The 16,891-nt window shown below is 66.4% G+C and carries 14 protein-coding genes and 3 tRNA genes; 9 read left to right on the forward strand and 8 right to left on the reverse strand.

What is annotated here, in order from left to right:
- Window positions 1-193 precede the first annotated feature (193 nt).
- Window positions 194-278, forward strand: a tRNA-Leu gene (locus AC13FN_RS01110).
- Between the two features lie 133 nt (window positions 279-411).
- Here the strand turns inward: AC13FN_RS01110 and AC13FN_RS01115 are convergent.
- Both AC13FN_RS01115 and AC13FN_RS01120 read right to left on the reverse strand, forming a co-directional pair.
- Window positions 412-1,518: an SPFH domain-containing protein gene (locus AC13FN_RS01115; protein ID WP_217015543.1), complete on the reverse strand. Its 1,107-nt coding sequence runs from the start codon at window positions 1,516-1,518 to the stop codon at window positions 412-414.
- Between the two features lie 4 nt (window positions 1,519-1,522).
- A complete protein-coding gene (locus AC13FN_RS01120) occupies window positions 1,523-2,134 on the reverse strand; it encodes a CFI-box-CTERM domain-containing protein (RefSeq protein WP_482995092.1) in 612 nt (203 codons plus the stop codon).
- On the opposite strand from AC13FN_RS01120, the gene AC13FN_RS01125 reads away from it, so the two are divergent.
- Window positions 2,108-2,800, forward strand: coding sequence for a hypothetical protein (locus tag AC13FN_RS01125; RefSeq protein ID WP_482995093.1), 693 nt, complete (start codon window positions 2,108-2,110; stop codon window positions 2,798-2,800). The two genes, AC13FN_RS01120 and AC13FN_RS01125, sit on opposite strands and share 27 nt — an antisense overlap.
- Before the next feature lie 72 nt (window positions 2,801-2,872).
- A tRNA-Leu gene (locus tag AC13FN_RS01130) sits at window positions 2,873-2,957 on the forward strand.
- Between the two features lie 71 nt (window positions 2,958-3,028).
- Here AC13FN_RS01130 and AC13FN_RS01135 read toward each other — a convergent pair.
- Window positions 3,029-3,775 (reverse strand): sulfite exporter TauE/SafE family protein, encoded by a 747-nt coding sequence (locus tag AC13FN_RS01135; protein ID WP_329921757.1) that lies wholly within the window; start codon window positions 3,773-3,775, stop codon window positions 3,029-3,031.
- Window positions 3,776-3,874: 99 nt separating this feature from the next.
- Between AC13FN_RS01135 and AC13FN_RS01140 the strand changes: the two genes are divergently transcribed.
- The 3 genes from AC13FN_RS01140 (at window position 3,875) to AC13FN_RS01150 (ending at window position 5,509) form a co-directional block, all read left to right on the forward strand.
- Window positions 3,875-4,774, forward strand: a complete 900-nt coding sequence (locus tag AC13FN_RS01140) for a LysR family transcriptional regulator (protein ID WP_329921755.1) — start codon at window positions 3,875-3,877, stop codon at window positions 4,772-4,774.
- A 50-nt stretch (window positions 4,775-4,824) separates the two neighbouring features.
- Window positions 4,825-4,909, forward strand: a tRNA-Leu gene (locus tag AC13FN_RS01145).
- Window positions 4,910-5,230: 321 nt separating this feature from the next.
- Window positions 5,231-5,509: a hypothetical protein gene (locus tag AC13FN_RS01150; protein ID WP_197644740.1), complete on the forward strand. Its 279-nt coding sequence runs from the start codon at window positions 5,231-5,233 to the stop codon at window positions 5,507-5,509.
- 111 nt (window positions 5,510-5,620) lie between these two features.
- Here the strand turns inward: AC13FN_RS01150 and emrB are convergent, their stop codons facing one another.
- Genes emrB through emrR form a run of 4 tightly spaced genes read right to left on the reverse strand, consistent with a single transcriptional unit; the run spans window position 5,621 to window position 10,341 of the window.
- Window positions 5,621-7,207: a multidrug efflux MFS transporter permease subunit EmrB gene (gene emrB / locus AC13FN_RS01155; protein ID WP_054171346.1), complete on the reverse strand. Its 1,587-nt coding sequence runs from the start codon at window positions 7,205-7,207 to the stop codon at window positions 5,621-5,623.
- Window positions 7,208-7,214: 7 nt separating this feature from the next.
- The gene (emrA, locus tag AC13FN_RS01160; protein ID WP_053449231.1) at window positions 7,215-8,396 is read right to left on the reverse strand and encodes a multidrug efflux MFS transporter periplasmic adaptor subunit EmrA; all 1,182 of its coding nucleotides are present in this window, start codon (window positions 8,394-8,396) and stop codon (window positions 7,215-7,217) included.
- 11 nt (window positions 8,397-8,407) lie between these two features.
- Window positions 8,408-9,901 (reverse strand): multidrug efflux transporter outer membrane subunit EmrC, encoded by a 1,494-nt coding sequence (emrC, locus tag AC13FN_RS01165; RefSeq protein WP_482984294.1) that lies wholly within the window; start codon window positions 9,899-9,901, stop codon window positions 8,408-8,410.
- Entirely contained in the window at window positions 9,898-10,341 is a 444-nt protein-coding gene (gene emrR / locus AC13FN_RS01170; RefSeq protein ID WP_005415875.1) for a multidrug efflux system transcriptional regulator EmrR, read from the reverse strand. The genes emrC and emrR overlap by 4 nt, the downstream gene beginning before the upstream one ends.
- Before the next feature lie 172 nt (window positions 10,342-10,513).
- Here emrR and AC13FN_RS01175 point away from each other — a divergent pair, with 172 nt between their 5' ends.
- Together AC13FN_RS01175 and parC are read left to right on the forward strand one after the other, a co-directional pair.
- Window positions 10,514-11,395, forward strand: a complete 882-nt coding sequence (locus tag AC13FN_RS01175) for a helix-turn-helix domain-containing protein (protein ID WP_010486276.1) — start codon at window positions 10,514-10,516, stop codon at window positions 11,393-11,395.
- Between the two features lie 60 nt (window positions 11,396-11,455).
- The gene (gene parC, locus AC13FN_RS01180; RefSeq protein ID WP_049436494.1) at window positions 11,456-13,699 is read left to right on the forward strand and encodes a DNA topoisomerase IV subunit A; all 2,244 of its coding nucleotides are present in this window, start codon (window positions 11,456-11,458) and stop codon (window positions 13,697-13,699) included.
- A 245-nt stretch (window positions 13,700-13,944) separates the two neighbouring features.
- Here the strand turns inward: parC and bfr are convergent, their stop codons facing one another.
- Entirely contained in the window at window positions 13,945-14,433 is a 489-nt protein-coding gene (bfr, locus tag AC13FN_RS01185) for a bacterioferritin (RefSeq protein ID WP_010486279.1), read from the reverse strand.
- A 124-nt stretch (window positions 14,434-14,557) separates the two neighbouring features.
- On the opposite strand from bfr, the gene AC13FN_RS01190 reads away from it, so the two are divergent.
- The gene (locus tag AC13FN_RS01190) at window positions 14,558-16,885 is read left to right on the forward strand and encodes a penicillin acylase family protein (RefSeq protein WP_482984293.1); all 2,328 of its coding nucleotides are present in this window, start codon (window positions 14,558-14,560) and stop codon (window positions 16,883-16,885) included.
- Window positions 16,886-16,891 lie beyond the last annotated feature (6 nt).

Raw genomic sequence — 16,891 nt, forward strand, 5'->3', positions numbered from 1 at the left:
GCGCCCTTCTTCGGGCCCTGGCTGCGGGAGGTGCTCCCGCCCTTGCTTGGTTTTTTGGTAGTCATCGCCCTACATGGTAGCCGTTGACGGCGTGCAGAACGGGTCAGTGGCCGTCTTGAAGGCCTTGCGTGAAAAATATTCAGGAAGTCGTTGACAGCCTGCGGATTCATCTTCACAATTGCGCCTCTGGAACGCCCAGGTGGCGGAATTGGTAGACGCACTAGTTTCAGGTACTAGCGGGTAAAACCGTGGAGGTTCGAGTCCTCTCCTGGGCACCACGTTTCAAGGCTTCGGCCGCACAGAACCCCGCCATGGCGGGGTTTTTGCGTTATGCCCGTCCCCCACGCCAGCAATGGCGGCATGGAAACGGGACGCCGCCATCGGCGTCCCGGCGGATAACCGGTAGAGGCGCTAGGGCAGCGGCGGCGGGTCACCCGGGATCGGTGGCATGCCCCCTTCTGCAAGCGGCGGGATCTCCCGCACCGCCTTCCAGGCAGGCAATCCCTCATGCCAGACCAGTGTCTCCACAGTGATGCGACGCTCACGCAGGAGGCGCAACACCTGCTCAAGGCCGTGAGGCCCCGACGCATTGCCGTCCACGGCCAGGAAGTACTGCGTGGCGACAGGAAGCGAGGGAGGCTGTGCCGGCAGGCGCGGCGTCAGCGCATCCAGCTGACTTGCCATGCCCCGCCCCAACCCCAGGCCAGCACCGAGCCCCAGCCCGGCCTGCACCGCCGGATTGCCTTCGTTGGCCGCTGCGGTTTTCAACACGTCGATCGACCTGTCGTACTGGTAGATATCGCGCCCCAGCATGTTCAGCTCAGCCGTCTTTTCCTTCAGTTCCTTCAGCCGCCGGAAGCTCGGATCGTCTTCCGGTACGTTGACCGAGTGGAAGTAGAAATTGACGACGCTGACACCGAATTGACCCATCTCTTCATCGATGGCCGCACTGCATTGCGCAGCAATCTCCTCAAGGTGCAGCGACGCTTCGACGACGGAGATGCGCAGCGTCGTCAGCGCGCGCGCCAGGTGCACGTTGACGGCCTGCAGCACCACCCCGGTGAAGTACTCGACCACCTGCCCGGCCGAAAAGCCGGTCCCCGCCCCCACCAGCGACTCCAGGAACCGCCGCGCGTCGGTGATCCGGAAACCGTACTGGCCATAGGCGCGCACCGGCACGACCACGCCGTATCGGGGATCCTCCAGCTGGATCGGGCGACGGGTCCCCCACAGGTTGTCCAGCTTCGAGACGAGATTGACGAACCAGACTTCGGCCTGGAACGGACTGTCCATTCCGAACGGCACACTGGTGAGCGTGGTCAGGAAAGGCAGATTGTGCGTATCGAGCGTAATCGTCCCTTCGCGCACCTCCTCGCGGATGGTGCCGCGGTAGACGAAGAACGCGACCTGGCCGGGCTTCACCACCAGCTGCGAACCCCACCTCAGGCGGGTGGAGGGAAACTTCCAGACGAAGTCCTGCGCAGTGTTCTCGAACGCAACGACATCAATGAGCGCCATGCAGTCAGGCCTCGATCATGTTGGCAGACAGGCGACGGCGCGCCCACGCAGCCAGCGGTGCAACAAGCAGCACCCGCGTAGCGCCACGGGCCAGCGCACTGCCCTCGATCAGGCGAGCCACCGGCGGCGAGCAGCGATAGTAGAACCTGACAAAGCGGCGGCCTGCCGCTGTCCTGCGCAGCACGCGGTCCCGATACCGCCGCAGCACCCGCACGCTGCCATCCTCATATGAGCCCATGGCCGCCGTGGCAATGAAACACCCCGTCTTCGCCGGCGGCGGCAGGCCACCGGCCACCGCTTCGGGCCAGGCGCTGGCATCGTAGACGTTGTTGTAGAACTGCCTGCAGTACTTCTGGAATCCCTGGCACCAGTCCAGCGGCGGATCCGAATGGACGGTCGCGCCCTGGATGCGCACTTTCAGGACCTGAGCAGCGCAGATCGTCTTCAGAAGCGCTTCGGAGATGATGTAACGCCCATTCTCGAAGCAGAACAGCTGGCCACCGATGTGCTCGACCTGGGTGTCCTGCTCGGTGAACTCGACCCGTTGATTGACCTGGTCGCAATTGAAGATGATCACACCATCGCGCGCATGGAACCAATCATCGGCACGGATCACCACGCAATCGAGCACAAGGACATCGAGCTCAGCCGTCTTGACACGCCGCAGTGTAAACCGGGCATTGAACGCGCTCAGATTTTCCGAGCTGATGGCGACCTCGTCCAGGTAATCGCGGATGTAGAGGTTGCCCTCTCCCCACATGAACTGCTGGACATGCGTGATTTCGGTCTTTTCGGTGAACTCGTCGAAGGTTTTCTCGACGAAGGAATCTGCTGCATCCGACACTTACACTCCCCCTGTTTGCTGCAAAAGTGCGCCGAGCCTCCGCTCGACGTTTTCAATCTTCCGGGCAATGCTCGGATGACCGGTTTCAACCTGCTGCTCGACAAGAAACGCGAGCTCGCGACGCAAGGAGGCCTCCAGGGCACGCGGCTCCGCTTCGCCGGCACTCCCGGCATCCATCGCGGGCCCGACCGCCGCTGCCTCTTCCGCCAGGCTTCCACAGTAGGCACACACCCGCATTGCTGCCCGCAGGGGCGCACCGCACGACCGACACTCCACCATTCACTCCTTGCTGCTGCATGCCAGGATCTCGTTTCCAACCCGACCACGGCAGGCATGCTCCCTGCGCCGCGTCGGTCAGCGCTGCATCATCGGGCCAAAACGTGCGGCAATCCAGACGGCAAACGGGTGGGACGCATGGGGGCCTGGCTGCCCTTGTGAGCCCCCTCGCAGGCATACCGGGCACAGGTGTTGACACCCCCGTCACAACACCCCATAATCTCGCTCCTCGACGCCCAGGTGGCGGAATTGGTAGACGCACTAGTTTCAGGTACTAGCGGGTAAAACCGTGGAGGTTCGAGTCCTCTCCTGGGCACCACGTCGAGAATGAGAAAAACCCGCGAAAGCGGGTTTTTTCATGCCCGGAATCCGGCATTGCGGCCACCGGCATCAGACCAGCGGCCGCAGCACCAGCTCCAGCCCAAGCAGCAGCAGGAACCCGAGGAAACAGGCGCGGAACACCCGTGCGCTGATGCGCTGCCGGATCACCTGCCCCAGCCACATGCCCAGCAATGCCGGCAGCACCGCCAACGCACTCAGCCCCAGCTGCTGGATGCCGAATGCGCCATGCAGCACCAGGCCGGTGGTCAGCGAAATCGTCGACACAGTGAAGGCCAGCCCCAACGCCTGCACCAGCTCCTCGCGCTGCAATCCCAGCGACTGCAGATACGGTACCGCCGGCATCACGAACACGCCGGTGGCGCCGGTCACCACGCCCGACAATGCCCCCACCAGCGGCCCCAGCCAACGCTCGCGCCGCTGCGGCACCCGGAACACCGGTGCAAGCAGGGCATAGACGGCATAGACCACCAGCGCCACTCCCAGCGCAACGCGCGACCAGGTGCGATCGACCCGCACCAGCAGCGCCGCCGAACCCAGTGTCACCACCACCACCGCCAGCATCATCGGCCACAGGCGCCGCACGATGGGGCCCAGCGACGGCCCGGACAACAGCTGCCACGCATTGGTGACAAAGGTGGGGATGAACAGCATCGATGCCGCCGCCACCGGCGACAGCGCGCCACCGAGCAGACCCATCGCCACGGTCGGCAACCCCATGCCGGTCACGCCCTTGACCACGCCAGCCAGCACGAACACCACCACCAGCAGCACGTAGAAGTACATCGATTCACTCATGCCTTCATTGGATCGGGCCGTCGCCCGGCGCACAATGCGGTCTTCCCCGCCCACCCTTCGGCTGACCCGAAGGCTCGGGCATTGCGATGAGGGCATGACATGCGGATGGATATCGCCGACCTGCGCCTGTTCCTGGCGATTGCTGAGGCGGGCAGCATCACGGCCGGCGCGGCGCAGGCAAACCTGGCACTGGCTTCGGCCAGCGAACGCCTGCGCACGATCGAAGCCGATGCCGGCACCGTGCTGCTGAACCGCCATCCGCGTGGCGTCAGCCTGACCGAAGCCGGCGCCGCCCTCGCCCACCATGCACGCCTGATCCTGCAGCAGCAGGCGCAGCTGCGCGGCGAACTGCAGGCATTCGCGCATGGCGCGCGCGGCACCCTGCATCTGTATGCCAACACCGCAGCGCTGACCAACTACCTGCCCTCGCGGCTGGCACCATGGCTGGCCGAACGCCCACGCCTGCACGTGGAACTGCTGGAGCGCACCAGCCCCGAAGTCGTGCGTGCGATCAGCGCTGGCCAGGCCGAGGCCGGCATCATCAGTGATGCGGTCGACGCTGCCGGCCTGCAGCAGCATGTGGTGGCCGAAGATCCACTGGTGATGCTGCTGCCCGCAGACCATCGCCTCCCATCGCGGCGCAGCGTGGCCTTCGCCGATGTTGCCGGCGAGACCTTCGTCGCCCTGGCCGATGGCAATGCACTGCAGACCTACATCGAGGACCAGGCGCGCGACATCGGGCGGCGCCTGGACGTGCGTATCCGCATGAAGACCTTCGAAGGCGTGTGCATCATGGTCGGCCACGGCATTGGTATCGGCATCGTGCCGCGGACCATCGCCCGCCAGCATCGGCGCAGCACGCATACCGTCGCCGTACCGCTCGCCGATGCGTGGGCACAGCGCCGCCTGTGCGCCTGTTTTGCCGAGTGGGCGCAGTTGTCATCGGCAATGCGCAGCCTGCTGCTTCACCTGGGCGTGCAGCCGCAGAAAAAGCTGTGAAATGTTGTTGACACATCCTCTGCCGTACCGCACAATTCGTCTCCTGAGTCGCCCAGGTGGCGGAATTGGTAGACGCACTAGTTTCAGGTACTAGCGGGTAAAACCGTGGAGGTTCGAGTCCTCTCCTGGGCACCACGACTCAAGATGATCAAACCCGCGAAAGCGGGTTTTTTCGTTTCCGGGGTTTGGCGAGCGTGGCATCGCATCTACCGCTCGAACTGTCGTATCTCGCACCACCCAGGCGTCACCCGCTGGTGCATACCCCCTCCGGGCGCGTCGTCACCAAACCCTGAACGGCCTCCTTTTGGGTCGCACTTCACGTTACGCGTTCAATTCGTAATTTTCCTAGTCGGAGATCTACCCGATTCCTTTTCGGTGGAAGGCAGCTTTACGGGAGCCGGTTGCAGGTCTATCGCCACGACCTGACCAGCGCCCCCTTTCCCCAAAGGAGCCCCAATGCAGCGCAACATCATCTGCCCTCACTGCCACACCGGCTCGAACCACGGCGTACGCGTATGCGTGGGATGCCAGGCCGAGGTCCACTACGGCGCATCGAAGGAGGCCGTAGTGTTCGTCTTTGTCGCCGCCATCATCTGCGGCGCACTGGTCGGCAGCCGATTGCAGGCCACTGCCGGCTGGATCACGTGCGGCGCCGTACTTGTGGCGGGAATGTGGGCCGTTTCCCGATTGTTCCGTGATCGGGTGGAGTTCAAGCGCATCTATCGCACGCGCTGAACCTGCACCGCTGCACTCCCCCAACGGCAGGGCCCGTGCGACCCGCATTGCACAAACAAGAACCCCGCCTTGCGGCGGGGTCAAAATACAGCACGTGTTTCCAGGGAGTTTTCAGTGCCCGCCGCCGGCGGCCGCACCTGCGCCTGCGCCGAACGGCGGTTTGGCCAGCCAGAGGAACGCGATGATCGCCAGGAAGATCCAGCCCAGCAGGAAGAAGATGTCGTTGAAGCCCATCTGCGATGCCTGGTGGTTGATCATGTTGTTCAATACCGCTGCACCATGTTGCAGGTCGCCCTGCCCCATCGCCGTCACCTGGTCCTGCATGCCCGGCTGATAGACCGAGATGTGCTCGGTCAGGTCAGCATGGTGCACCTGGGTGCGCCGCGCCCACAGCCACGTCGTCAGCGACGCCGCGAAACTGCCGCCCAGCGTACGCAGGAAGGTGGCCAGGCCGGAGCCCGCCGCGATCTCGCGCCCATCCAGGTCCGACAGCAGGATCTGCAGCACCGGCATGAAGAAAAGCGCGACGCCGATGCCCATGATCAGCTGCACGCCGGCCACGTGGGTGTAGTCCACCTGCAGGTTGAAGTTCGAACGCAGGAAACTGGTCATCGACAACACGATGAACGCCACCGTGGCCAGCATGCGCATATCGAAGCGCGATGCATACTTGCCCACGAACGGGGTCATGATCACCGGCAGGATGCCGATCGGCGCCGTCGCCAGGCCCGCCCAGATCGCGGTGTAGCCCATGTCACGCTGCAGCCACTGCGGAATCAGCAGGGCCACGCTGAAGAACGCCGCGTACGCCACCACCATCGCCAGCGTACCGGCGCGGAAGTTGCGATGCCGGAACAGCTTCAGGTCGACGATCGGATCCTTGTCGGTCAGTTCCCAGATCAGGAACACCGTCAGCGTGACTACGGCCACACACGCCAGCACCACGATCTTCATCGACGAGAACCAGTCCTCGTCATTGCCCAGGTCGAGCACCAGCTGCAGCGCACCGACACCGATCACCAGGGTGACCAGGCCGACATAGTCCATCTTCGGCTTCTCGATGTGCTCCGGGCGCCCCTTCAGCTGGTTGCCCACCACCAGCGCGGCAAAGATGCCCAGCGGCACATTGATCAGGAAGATCCATTCCCAGCTGTAGTTGTCGGTGATCCAGCCACCGAGGATCGGGCCGCAGATCGGCGCCACCACGGTGATCATCGCCAGCAGTGCCAGCGCCTGCCCGCGTTTCTCGCGTGGATAGATCGAGACCAGCAGCGACTGCGTGATCGGGTACATCGGGCCGGCCACGAAGCCCTGCAGCGCACGCGACAGCACCAGCATGCCCATGCTCTGCGCCAGGCCGCACAGCAGCGAGGTGATGACGAAGGCCAGCGTGGCCCAGACGAACAGCTTGCGTTCGCCGAAGCGGCGGCTGAGCCAGCCGGTAAGCGGCAGCGCGATGGCCGTGCTGACCGCGAACGAGGTGATGACCCAGGTGGCCTGCTGCGAACTGGCGCCAAGATTACCGGCGATGGTCGGCAGCGAGACGTTGGCGATGGTGGTATCGAGCACCTGCATGAACGACGCCATCGCCAGGCCCACGGTGCACAGGGCGACGCTGGGCGGCAGGAACCCGGAGGCCGCACCCGGCGCCGCCGGTGCGCCCGGAGCGCCGGGCGCGGCTGGAGCTTGTGCGGACATGGCGACCTCAGCCCACCTTTGCCTGCTGCTGCGGCAGGTTGCCCTGGATGATCGTGTGGATCACCTCGTCGGCATCATGCAGCTGCTTGGCATACACGTCGGTGTCGAACACCGTGCCCTTGGCCGGAGTGCTCGGCAGCACTTCGCCCTTCTGGTCACGCAGGCTCACTTCGGCCTTCATCGACAGGCCGATGCGCAGCGGGTGTTCGGCCAGCTGCTTGGCATCGATGGCGATGCGGACCGGCACGCGCTGCACGATCTTGATCCAGTTGCCGCTGGCGTTCTGCGCCGGCAGCAGCGAGAACGCCGAGCCGGTGCCCAGGCCCAGGCTCTGTATGCGACCCTTGTACTTCACGTCACCGGCGTACAGGTCCGACTTCAGCTCCACTTCCTGGCCCAGGCGCATGTGGCGCAGCTGGGTTTCCTTGAAGTTGGCCTCGACCCACATCTGCTCGGTCGGCACTACCGCCATCAGCGCGTTGCCCGGCTGCACGCGCTGGCCGACCTGCACCGAACGACGGGCAACGTAGCCGGTGACCGGCGCGACGATGCCGGCGCGGGCGTTGTTGAGGAAGGCCTGGCGCAGCTGCGCGGCGGCCGCCTGCACGTCCGGCTGGGTGGCGATCACGGTGTCGTCGACCAGCGCGCGGTTGCGCTCGACGGTCTCGCGCGAACCGGCCACGGCGGCTTCGGCAGCGGCCAGCTCGTCACGGGCGTGGGCCAGTTCTTCATTGGAAATGGCGCCGGTGGCGGCCAGGTCCTTGCGGCGGGCGAAGTCGTCGCGCACGCGCTTCAGGGTCACCTGGCGGGCGTTCAAGTCCGCCTGCGCACCTTCTACGCTGCGGTACAGGCCACGGGTCTGGCGCACGGTCTTGGCCAGGTTGGCTTCGGCCTGCTGCAGCGCCACCGATGTATCGGACGGGTCCAGCTGCACCAGCAGCTGGCCGCGCTCCACGCGCATGCCGTCATCGGCGTTGATGGCGACCACGGTACCGGCCACCAGCGGGGTGATCTGCACCTGGTTGCCCTGCACGTAGGCGTCGTCGGTCTCTTCGAACCAACGGCCGAACATGAAGTACCACAATGCCAGTGCGGCAAGCAGCAGCACGACGATCACGAACAGGCCGCGCAGCAGGTTGCCGCGGCGGTTGGAGGCGGCCGGGGCCGCAGTGTCTTGGGTCTGGCTCATGGCGGAAGTCTTCAGGAATGCGAGGAATCGGAATGGGAGGCGATCGGTGCGCGGTCGGCGTCAGCGGGCTGGAAACCACCGCCCAGCGCCTTGCTCAGGCGCACCGAGGTCTGCACCTGCTGCGACTGCAGGCCGGCCAGCTGCTGCTGCGACTGCAACAGCGTGGACTGCGCGGTCAGCACGTCCAGGTAGCTGCCGATGCCGGCGCGGTAGCGCTGCTGGGCCAGGTCGAAGGCCGAGCGTGCGGTGTCCACGGCCTGCTGCTGCGAATGCGCCTGCTGCGCCAGCGAGCGCACCGCGTTGACCTGGTCGGCCACGTCGCGCAGCGCATCGAGCACGGTCTGGTTGTAGTTGGCCACCGCCAGGTCGTACTGCGCATCGGTGTTGGCCAGGTTGGCGCGCAGCTTGCCGCCTTCGAAGATCGGCAGGCTCAGCGCCGGGCCGATGTAGGCGAAGGTGGAGCTGCTCTTCAGCAGGTCACCCACGTTCGGGGCAACCACGCCGGCCAGCGCGGTCAGGTTGAAGCTCGGGTAGAACTTGGTCCTGGCCACCTTGATCTGCTTGTCGGCCGCTTCCACGCGCCAGCGCGCGGCCACGATGTCCGGGCGACGGCCCAGCAGTTCGCTGGGCAGCACGCCCGGCAGCTGCAATGCCACCGGGTTCAGCGGTTGCGGGCGCTGGATCGACAGGCCACGGTCCGGGCCCTTGCCGACCAGTGCCGCCAGCGCGGTGCGGGCGGCGTCGATGCGCTGCTGCGCGGCCTGCACCTGCTGCTGTGCGGCCGGCACGCGGGCTTCGGCCTGGCGCACCTGCAGGTCGCTGTCGATGCCGGCGCTACGGCGCTGGCGGGTCAGTTCCAGCGACTTCTGCGAGCGGCCCAGCTCTTCTTCGGCCACGTCATTGAGCTGCCATGCATAGGCCAGATCGGCATAGGCCTGGGTGATGCCGGTGGACAGGTTCAGGCGTGCAGCCTGGGCTTCGACGGTGGCGGCATGGGCGCCGTCCACGGCCGCTTCCCAGGCAGCGCGCTTGCCACCCCACAGGTCCACGCCATAGCTGAAGTCAAAGGCGACCTGGCTGCTGCCGGCGTAATGGCCACCCATCTCGCTGCCTGCCATCGACTCGGGCAGGCGCAGGCCGGTGTAGCCACCGGACACCGACAGGCTCGGCAGTCGGTCGGCGCGCGCGGTACCCACCTGCGACTGGGCCTGGCGCAGGCGCGCATCGGCGGCGTCCAGGCTCGGGTGACCGGCCAGGCCTTCGGCAACCAGGGCGTCCAGCTGCGCATCGCCCAGCGCCTTCCACCAATCCTGCGCCGGGAAGCCGGTGGCGCTCAGGTCGGTGTCGGCCAGGGTGCGTTCGCTGTGCAGGCTGTCCACATCGAGCACGTGGCCCTGCGGGTTGAGGCCAAGACTGCTGGCGCAGGCGGCCAGGGCCAGGGCCAGCGCTGACACCAGCAGCGCGCGCCCGGACCGGCGGAGAGTGGAATGCGGGATCGGGTTCATGGGGTCGTCAGGGAATCGCGGATTCGGGTAAGGAGGGACAGCAGCAGCGTGCGCTCGTCGGCGGAAAGATCACGCAGGGCGTAATCCATCACCGCGTCGCCACGCAGCTTCAGCCGCGCCCACAGCGCGCGGCCTTCATCGGTCAGTACGATCTGCAGCGCCCGCCGATCCTGCGCATGCGGCTCGCGGCGGACGCAGCCCAGCGCCTCCAGCTTGTCCAACAGGCGGGTCACCGCACTGGGCACCTGGTCGATGGCCTGGGCCAGCTCGTTGGCCGTGCACGGGGCCATGTTGGAAAGCACCTTCAACCCGATGTAGTGGGTGAAACCGATACCCAGGTCTTCTTCAGCCATGGATGCGTCGAGTTGACGGACCAGGCCGTCGCGCACCTGGCGCAGCAGCAGGCCGAAGCTGGGGGGAGTGGTTGCAGGACAGATCATGGGGGAGCATTCTCTTCCAAAAAAAATATTTCTCAATGGAAATATTCGATCTGGCATCGAATGCTGTGTTGCAGCAGCGGGCTGGATCAATGAAGGCGCCTACCTTAATGATCTGGTCAGGTGGCCCGGTAGTACAATTCAGCCAATGGATGACACATTTCAGCCAGTAGATATGATGAACAAGGCAGAAATTCCCCCTTCCAAGCGCCTGCTCAGGGATGACGCACTGGACTGGTTCGAGCGCAATGACGGGCCACCGGCTGTCGCCTTCCGCTTCGACAGCCCGCAGGGATTGGTCCGAGAAGTGGATTGGCATCATCACCAGCGCGCGCAGCTGATCTGCGTGGAGCGCGGCCTGTTGACCACCCGGACCTCGCACGGGACATGGTCACTGGCGCCGGGCTCGGCCGGCTGGATGCCGCCGCTGGAGCCGCATACGGTCACCCTCGACGGCCCGCTGCGCGGCTGGGGCATGGCACTGGCCGCGCCGGCCTGCGCCACCCTGCCTGCCGATCCCTGCGTGCTGGGCCTGTCCAAGCTGGCGCAGGCGCTGGCCGACCGCATCTGCGAATGGCCGCTGGGCTATGACACCACACCCGAGCGCCAGCACATCATCGAGGTGCTGCTGGACGAGATCCGCACCGCGCCACGCCAGCGCATGCATCTACCGATGCCGCACGACCGGCGCCTGCTGAAGATCGCCTCGCAGCTGCTGGCCGACCCCTCCGACGAGCGCAGCCTGGCCGAATGGGCGCATTGGGCCGGCCTGTCGCCGCGCAGCCTGACCCGCCACTTCCGCGATGAGACCACGCTCAGCTTCGCCCAGTGGCGGCAGCAGGCCCGCTTGTCCGAGGCCCTGCGCCAGCTGACCGACGGCCGCAGCGTGGCCGACATCGCCCACGCGCTGGGCTTCAGCAGCGCCAGCGCCTTCGTCACCGTGTTCCGCCGCCACTTCGGGCTGCCGCCGGGGCGCTACCTGGCACGGGCCGGCCACGGCCTGGAAACCGGGCTGGACCCTGCACGCGGCTTGGCATCCCCCGCCGCATCCGGATAATCACAGGATTGCGAGCGGCGACCGCCGTCGCCGCCTCCTGACAACAGGTAACAACGCCGCATGACCGAACTTGCCCGCCCCGTGTTCCACGGATTCGAACAACTGCCGCTGCGCGAGTACGCCGAACGCGCCTACCTCGACTACTCGATGTACGTGGTCCTGGACCGCGCCCTCCCGTTCATCGGCGACGGCCTGAAGCCGGTGCAGCGCCGCATCATCTATTCGATGAGCGAGCTGGGCCTGAACGCCGCGTCCAAGCCGAAGAAGTCCGCGCGCACCGTCGGTGACGTCATCGGTAAGTACCACCCGCACGGCGACAGCGCGTGCTACGAGGCGCTGGTGCTGATGGCCCAGCCGTTCTCGTACCGCTACCCGCTGATCGAGGGCCAGGGCAACTTCGGCTCCAGCGACGACCCGAAGTCGTTCGCGGCGATGCGTTACACCGAATCCAAGCTGACCCCGATCGCCGAAGTGCTGCTGGGCGAACTGGGCCAGGGCACCACCGACTGGGCACCGAACTTCGACGGCACCCTGCAGGAACCGACCTGGATGCCGGCGCGGCTGCCGCACCTGCTGCTGAACGGCACCACCGGCATCGCCGTGGGCATGGCCACCGACGTGCCGCCGCACAATCTCAACGAGATCGTCAGCGCGCTGCTGCACCTGCTGGACAACCCCGATGCCAGCGTGCGCGACCTGTGCGAGCACGTGCAGGGCCCGGACTATCCGTCCAGCGCCGAGATCATCACCGCGGCCAATGACCTGCGCAACATCTACGAGACCGGCAACGGCAGCGTGCGCGCACGTGCGACCTTCACCAAGGAAGCGCACAACATCGTGGTCACCGCGCTGCCGTTCCAGGTGTCGCCGTCGAAGGTGATCGAGCAGATCGCCGCACAGATGCGCGCCAAGAAGCTGCCGTGGCTGGAAGACATCCGCGATGAGTCCGACCATGCCAACCCGGTGCGCGTGGTGCTGGTGCCGCGTTCCAACCGTGTCGACGCCGAGCAGCTGATGGGCCACCTGTTCGCCACCACGGACATGGAACGCAGCTACCGCGTCAACCTCAACGTGATCGGGCTGGACGGCCGTCCGCAGGTGAAGAACCTGAAGATGCTGCTCAGCGAATGGCTGACCTTCCGCAGCAACACCGTCACCCGCCGCCTGCAGCACCGCCTGCAGAAGGTCGAGCGCCGCCTGCACCTGTTGGAAGGCCTGCTGGTCGCCTTCCTCAACCTGGACGAGGTGATCCATATCATCCGTACCGAGGACGAACCGAAGGCAGCGCTGATCGCGCGCTTCGGCCTGTCCGAGGAACAGGCCGAGTACATCCTGGAAACCAAGCTGAAGCAGCTGGCCCGCCTGGAGGAGATGAAGATCCGTGGCGAGCAGGACGAGCTGGCCAAGGAGCGCGAGAAGATCCTCGGCATCCTCGACAGCAAGGCCAAGCTGAAGAAGCTGATCCGCGACGAACTGACCGCCGACGCCAGGAAGTTCGGCGACGCACGCCGTTCGCCGCTGGTGCAGCGCCAGGCCGCACAGGCCATCGACGAGACCGAGCTGGTGCCGAGCGAGCCGATGACCGTGGTGCTGTCGGAGAAGGGCTGGATCCGTGCCGCCAAGGGCCACGACGTCGATGCGTCCGCCCTCTCCTACCGCGACGGTGATGCCCTGCAGGGCGCGGTGCGTGCGCGCAGCACCCAGCAGGTCGCGTTCCTCGACAGCGAGGGCCGCGCCTACTCGACGCCGGTGCACACCCTGCCCTCCGCGCGTGGCAACGGTGAACCGCTGACCGGCCGCTTCTCGCCGGCTGCGGGTACCAGCTTCGTGACCCTGGCCAGTGCCGAGCCGGACACCCGCTTCGTGCTGGCCTCCAGTCATGGCTATGGCTTCGTCACCCGCTTCGAGAACCTGATCGGTCGCAACAAGGCCGGCAAGGCGATGCTGAACCTGTCGGCGGGTTCATCGGTGCTGACCCCGTCGGTAGTGGCCAATGTCGCCACCGACCGCATCGTGGCAGTGACCAGTTCGGGCAACCTGCTGGCGATCGCTGCCAACGACCTGCCGGAACTGGACAAGGGCAAGGGCAACAAGATCATCGAGATCCCGAAGGCCAAGCTCGCCACCGAACGCGTGGTCGCCATCGTGGCGATCAGCCCGGGACAGACCCTGCAGGTACGCAGCGGGCAGCGCACGATGGGGCTGAAGTTCAACGAGCTCGACGCCTACCTCGGCGCCCGCGCCACCCGCGGCCACCTGCTGCCGCGCGGCTGGCAGAAGGTGGAAGGGTTGTCGGTGGAGTAAGGCGCCCGCCTGGTAGGTGTCGACCTCGGTTGACACGCCTTGCCTGACGTCAGATACGAAAAAGCCGGGGCAATCCCCGGCTTTTTCGTTGTCGGCTGGCGGGCGGTGGAGCAGCTGGCTGGCGAAAGCTGGCTGGCGGTGCTCCGGTGCTGGCGGGCGACAGAACTTTTGTAGAGTCGAGCCATGCTCGACTCGGATCCAACAGCAGCCGAGCATGGCCCGGCTCTACAGAGAGCGGTGCCGGCTCAGTGCGCCGGGGCGCCGTTGCCGTCGATCTTGCTCAGCTGGTACAGCTCCAGGCCGATGCGCTTGATCAGGCCCAACTGCTGCTCCAGCCACCAGGCGTGGTCTTCCTCGGTGTCCTTCAGCTGCGCCAGCAGGATGTCGCGGCTCACGTAGTCGCCGTTCTCTTCGCACAGCTTCATGCCGGCGGCGAGATTGTTCCGAACCGCGTATTCAGTGTCGAGATCCTTCTGCAGCATCTCTTCCACGGTCTTGCCCGGCTCGGTGGCATGCGGACGCATGTCCGGGTCGCCGCCGAGGAACAGGATCCGGCGCAGCAGCGCATCGGCGTGCTGGGTTTCCTCTTCCATCTCGTGGTTCAGGCGTTCGTACAGCGCGAACAGGCCCTGATCCTCGTAGCGGCGGGAATGGATGAAGTACTGGTCGCGGGCTGCAAGCTCGCCGCGCAGCAGTTCCTTCAGGCAGGCGATGACGTCCGGGTTGCCTTTCATGGGGGGGCTCCTGTGAATCGATGTGACATAGGGTGCCGCATTTCAAAATACGGTGATCTAATCGGAATCAGTCGCAGTTGCGCCTGCGGCTACAATCGGCCCACGAGTTCGGAAAGGACGTGCGATGCGACGTACATGGCGTTGGGTGCTGGACGTGTTGATCGCCATCGTGCTGGTCACCGCACTGGTCCTGTGGCTGCTGCTGCGCGGCAGCCTGGCCGACCTGGACGGCGAGCATGCGCTGCCGGGGCTGGCCAAGCCGGTCACCATCGAGCGCGATGCGCTGGGCGTGGTCACCATCACTGCGGGCAGCCAGGCCGACGCGATGCGTGCATTGGGCCGCGTGCATGCGCAGGAACGTTACTTCGAGATGGACCTGATGCGCCGCAGCGCCGCCGGTGAGCTGTCGGCACTGTTCGGACCGAAGGCCATCGACGCCGACAAACGCATGCGCGTGCATCGCCTGCGCGCGCGCACCGAGGCGAACCTGCAGGCCGCGCTGGGCGAAAACGGCGCGGCCGTGCGTGCCTACGTCGACGGTGTCAACGAAGGGCTGGCCGGCCTTTCCGTGCGGCCGTGGGCGTACCTGCTGCTGCGGCAGTCACCGCAACCGTGGAAAGCCAGCGACAGCGTGCTGGCCGGGCTGGCCATGTACGCCGACCTGCAGGACCCGGACAACCAGACCGAGCTTGCGCTCAGCCGCATCCGCGCAGTGGTGCCGCCCGCGCTGTACGCGCTGATCGCCCACGACGGCACCGAATGGGATGCACCGCTGTTCGGCGAACCGACCGGCAACGCCACGCTCCCCGATGCCAGCCAGCTGGATCTGCGCACGTTGAAGGGGAAGCCAGGCACCGGGCAGGAAGAGGCCGATGTCATCGGCAGCAACAACTTCGCGGTGGCCGGTGCACTCACCGCCGACGGCCGCGCGATCGTCGCCGACGACATGCACCTGGGCCTGCGCGCGCCCGGCCTGTGGTTCCGTGTGCGCCTGCGCTATCCCGACCCGCAGGCCGCGGGCGGCCAGGTCGACGTCACCGGCTTCTCGCTGCCCGGCCTGCCGGCGGTGATCGTCGGCAGCAACGGGCACGTGGCCTGGGGCTTCACCAACAGTTACATCGATACCGCCGATTACCGCACTGAACCGGCCAACGCCGCGGTAACCGTGCATGAAGAACACATCGCCGTGGCCGGCCAGGCCGACGTGCTGTTCCCGGTGCGCGAAACCGCCTGGGGCCCGATCCTGCATACCCACGCCGATGGCAGCGGCGATGCGCTGCGCTGGGTCGCCCACCTGCCCGGCGCGGTGCGCCTGGACTTCGGTGACCTGGCCCGTGCCGGTGACCTGGACGGTGCCCTGCAGTTCGCCGACCACGCCGGCATCCCCGCGCAGAACCTGGTGGTCGGCGACCGCAGCGGGCGCATCGCCTGGCGGCTGATCGGCGCCCGCCCGGATCGCGGTCCGGGCTGTGCACCGGCCGGCTTCACCGCCGCCAGCAACCAGGACTGCGCGCCATGGCCAATCCGCAGCGATGCCTCACCGGCATTGATCGATCCCCCCAACCATCGCCTGTGGACCGCCAACGGTCGCGTCCTCGACGGTGAGGCGCTGGCTACCGTCGGCAACGGTGGCTATGACCTTGGCGCTCGCGCGCGGCAGATCCGCGACCTGCTGGCGATCCAGGAGCGCTTCGACGAACACGACCTGCTGGCGATCCAGCTCGACGACCGCGCGGTGTTCCTGCAGCGCTGGTGGGCACTGCTGCATGACGTCATCGAAGGCAGTGACGATCCTGCGCTGAAGCGGTTGAAGTCCGTCAGCCACCAGTGGGGCGGCCGGGCCTCGGCCAGCTCGGTCAGCTACCGGGTGGTGCGCGCGTTCCGCACGCAGGTGATGGATACCCTGTCCGATGCACTGCTGGCCCCGGCCAACGCGCAGCTGGGCGATGACTATCTGGATCCGCGCCTGGCGCAGCTGGAAGGTGTGGCCTGGCCGATGCTGCAGCAGCGCCCCGCCAACCTGTTGCCACCGGCCTACGACAGCTGGGACACGCTGCTGCATGATGCCGCACGCCGCACCGAGAGCGAGCTGGCCAAGCAGGGCCCGCTGACCAAGCGCACCTGGGGCGAACGCAACACTGCGGCGCTCTGCCACCCGATCGCACGAGCGTTGCCCGAGGTTGCCAAGCGCTGGCTGTGCATGCCCGCCGACCAGCTGCCCGGCGACCGTGATATGCCGCGCGTGCAGACGCCGAACTTCGGCGCCTCCGAACGCATGGTGGTCTCGCCCGGCCACGAGGCCGACGGCATCGTGCACATGCCCGGCGGCCAGAGCGGGCATCCACTGTCTCCGTACTGGGGCGCCGGCCACGAAGACTGGGTGCATGGGCGGCCGACGCCGTTCCTGCCCGGCAAGGCGCAGCACACGATGACGCTGGTTCCAGCGCGCTGACGGCGG

Source organism: Stenotrophomonas sp. 115C5, from assembly GCF_056861055.1.

Bases quoted from the DNA above. Each gene is read 5' to 3' on its own strand.
- AC13FN_RS01115 (WP_217015543.1), bottom strand. From the start codon at position 1,518: ATGGCGCTCATTGATGTCGTTGCGTTCGAGAACACTGCGCAGGACTTC.
- AC13FN_RS01125 (WP_482995093.1), top strand. From the start codon at position 2,108: ATGGAACCAATCATCGGCACGGATCACCACGCAATCGAGCACAAGGAC.
- AC13FN_RS01135 (WP_329921757.1), bottom strand. From the start codon at position 3,775: ATGAGTGAATCGATGTACTTCTACGTGCTGCTGGTGGTGGTGTTCGTG.
- AC13FN_RS01140 (WP_329921755.1), top strand. From the start codon at position 3,875: ATGCGGATGGATATCGCCGACCTGCGCCTGTTCCTGGCGATTGCTGAG.
- AC13FN_RS01150 (WP_197644740.1), top strand. From the start codon at position 5,231: ATGCAGCGCAACATCATCTGCCCTCACTGCCACACCGGCTCGAACCAC.
- emrB (WP_054171346.1), bottom strand. From the start codon at position 7,207: ATGTCCGCACAAGCTCCAGCCGCGCCCGGCGCTCCGGGCGCACCGGCG.
- emrA (WP_053449231.1), bottom strand. From the start codon at position 8,396: ATGAGCCAGACCCAAGACACTGCGGCCCCGGCCGCCTCCAACCGCCGC.
- emrC (WP_482984294.1), bottom strand. From the start codon at position 9,901: ATGAACCCGATCCCGCATTCCACTCTCCGCCGGTCCGGGCGCGCGCTG.
- emrR (WP_005415875.1), bottom strand. From the start codon at position 10,341: ATGATCTGTCCTGCAACCACTCCCCCCAGCTTCGGCCTGCTGCTGCGC.
- AC13FN_RS01175 (WP_010486276.1), top strand. From the start codon at position 10,514: ATGATGAACAAGGCAGAAATTCCCCCTTCCAAGCGCCTGCTCAGGGAT.
- parC (WP_049436494.1), top strand. From the start codon at position 11,456: ATGACCGAACTTGCCCGCCCCGTGTTCCACGGATTCGAACAACTGCCG.
- bfr (WP_010486279.1), bottom strand. From the start codon at position 14,433: ATGAAAGGCAACCCGGACGTCATCGCCTGCCTGAAGGAACTGCTGCGC.
- AC13FN_RS01190 (WP_482984293.1), top strand. From the start codon at position 14,558: ATGCGACGTACATGGCGTTGGGTGCTGGACGTGTTGATCGCCATCGTG.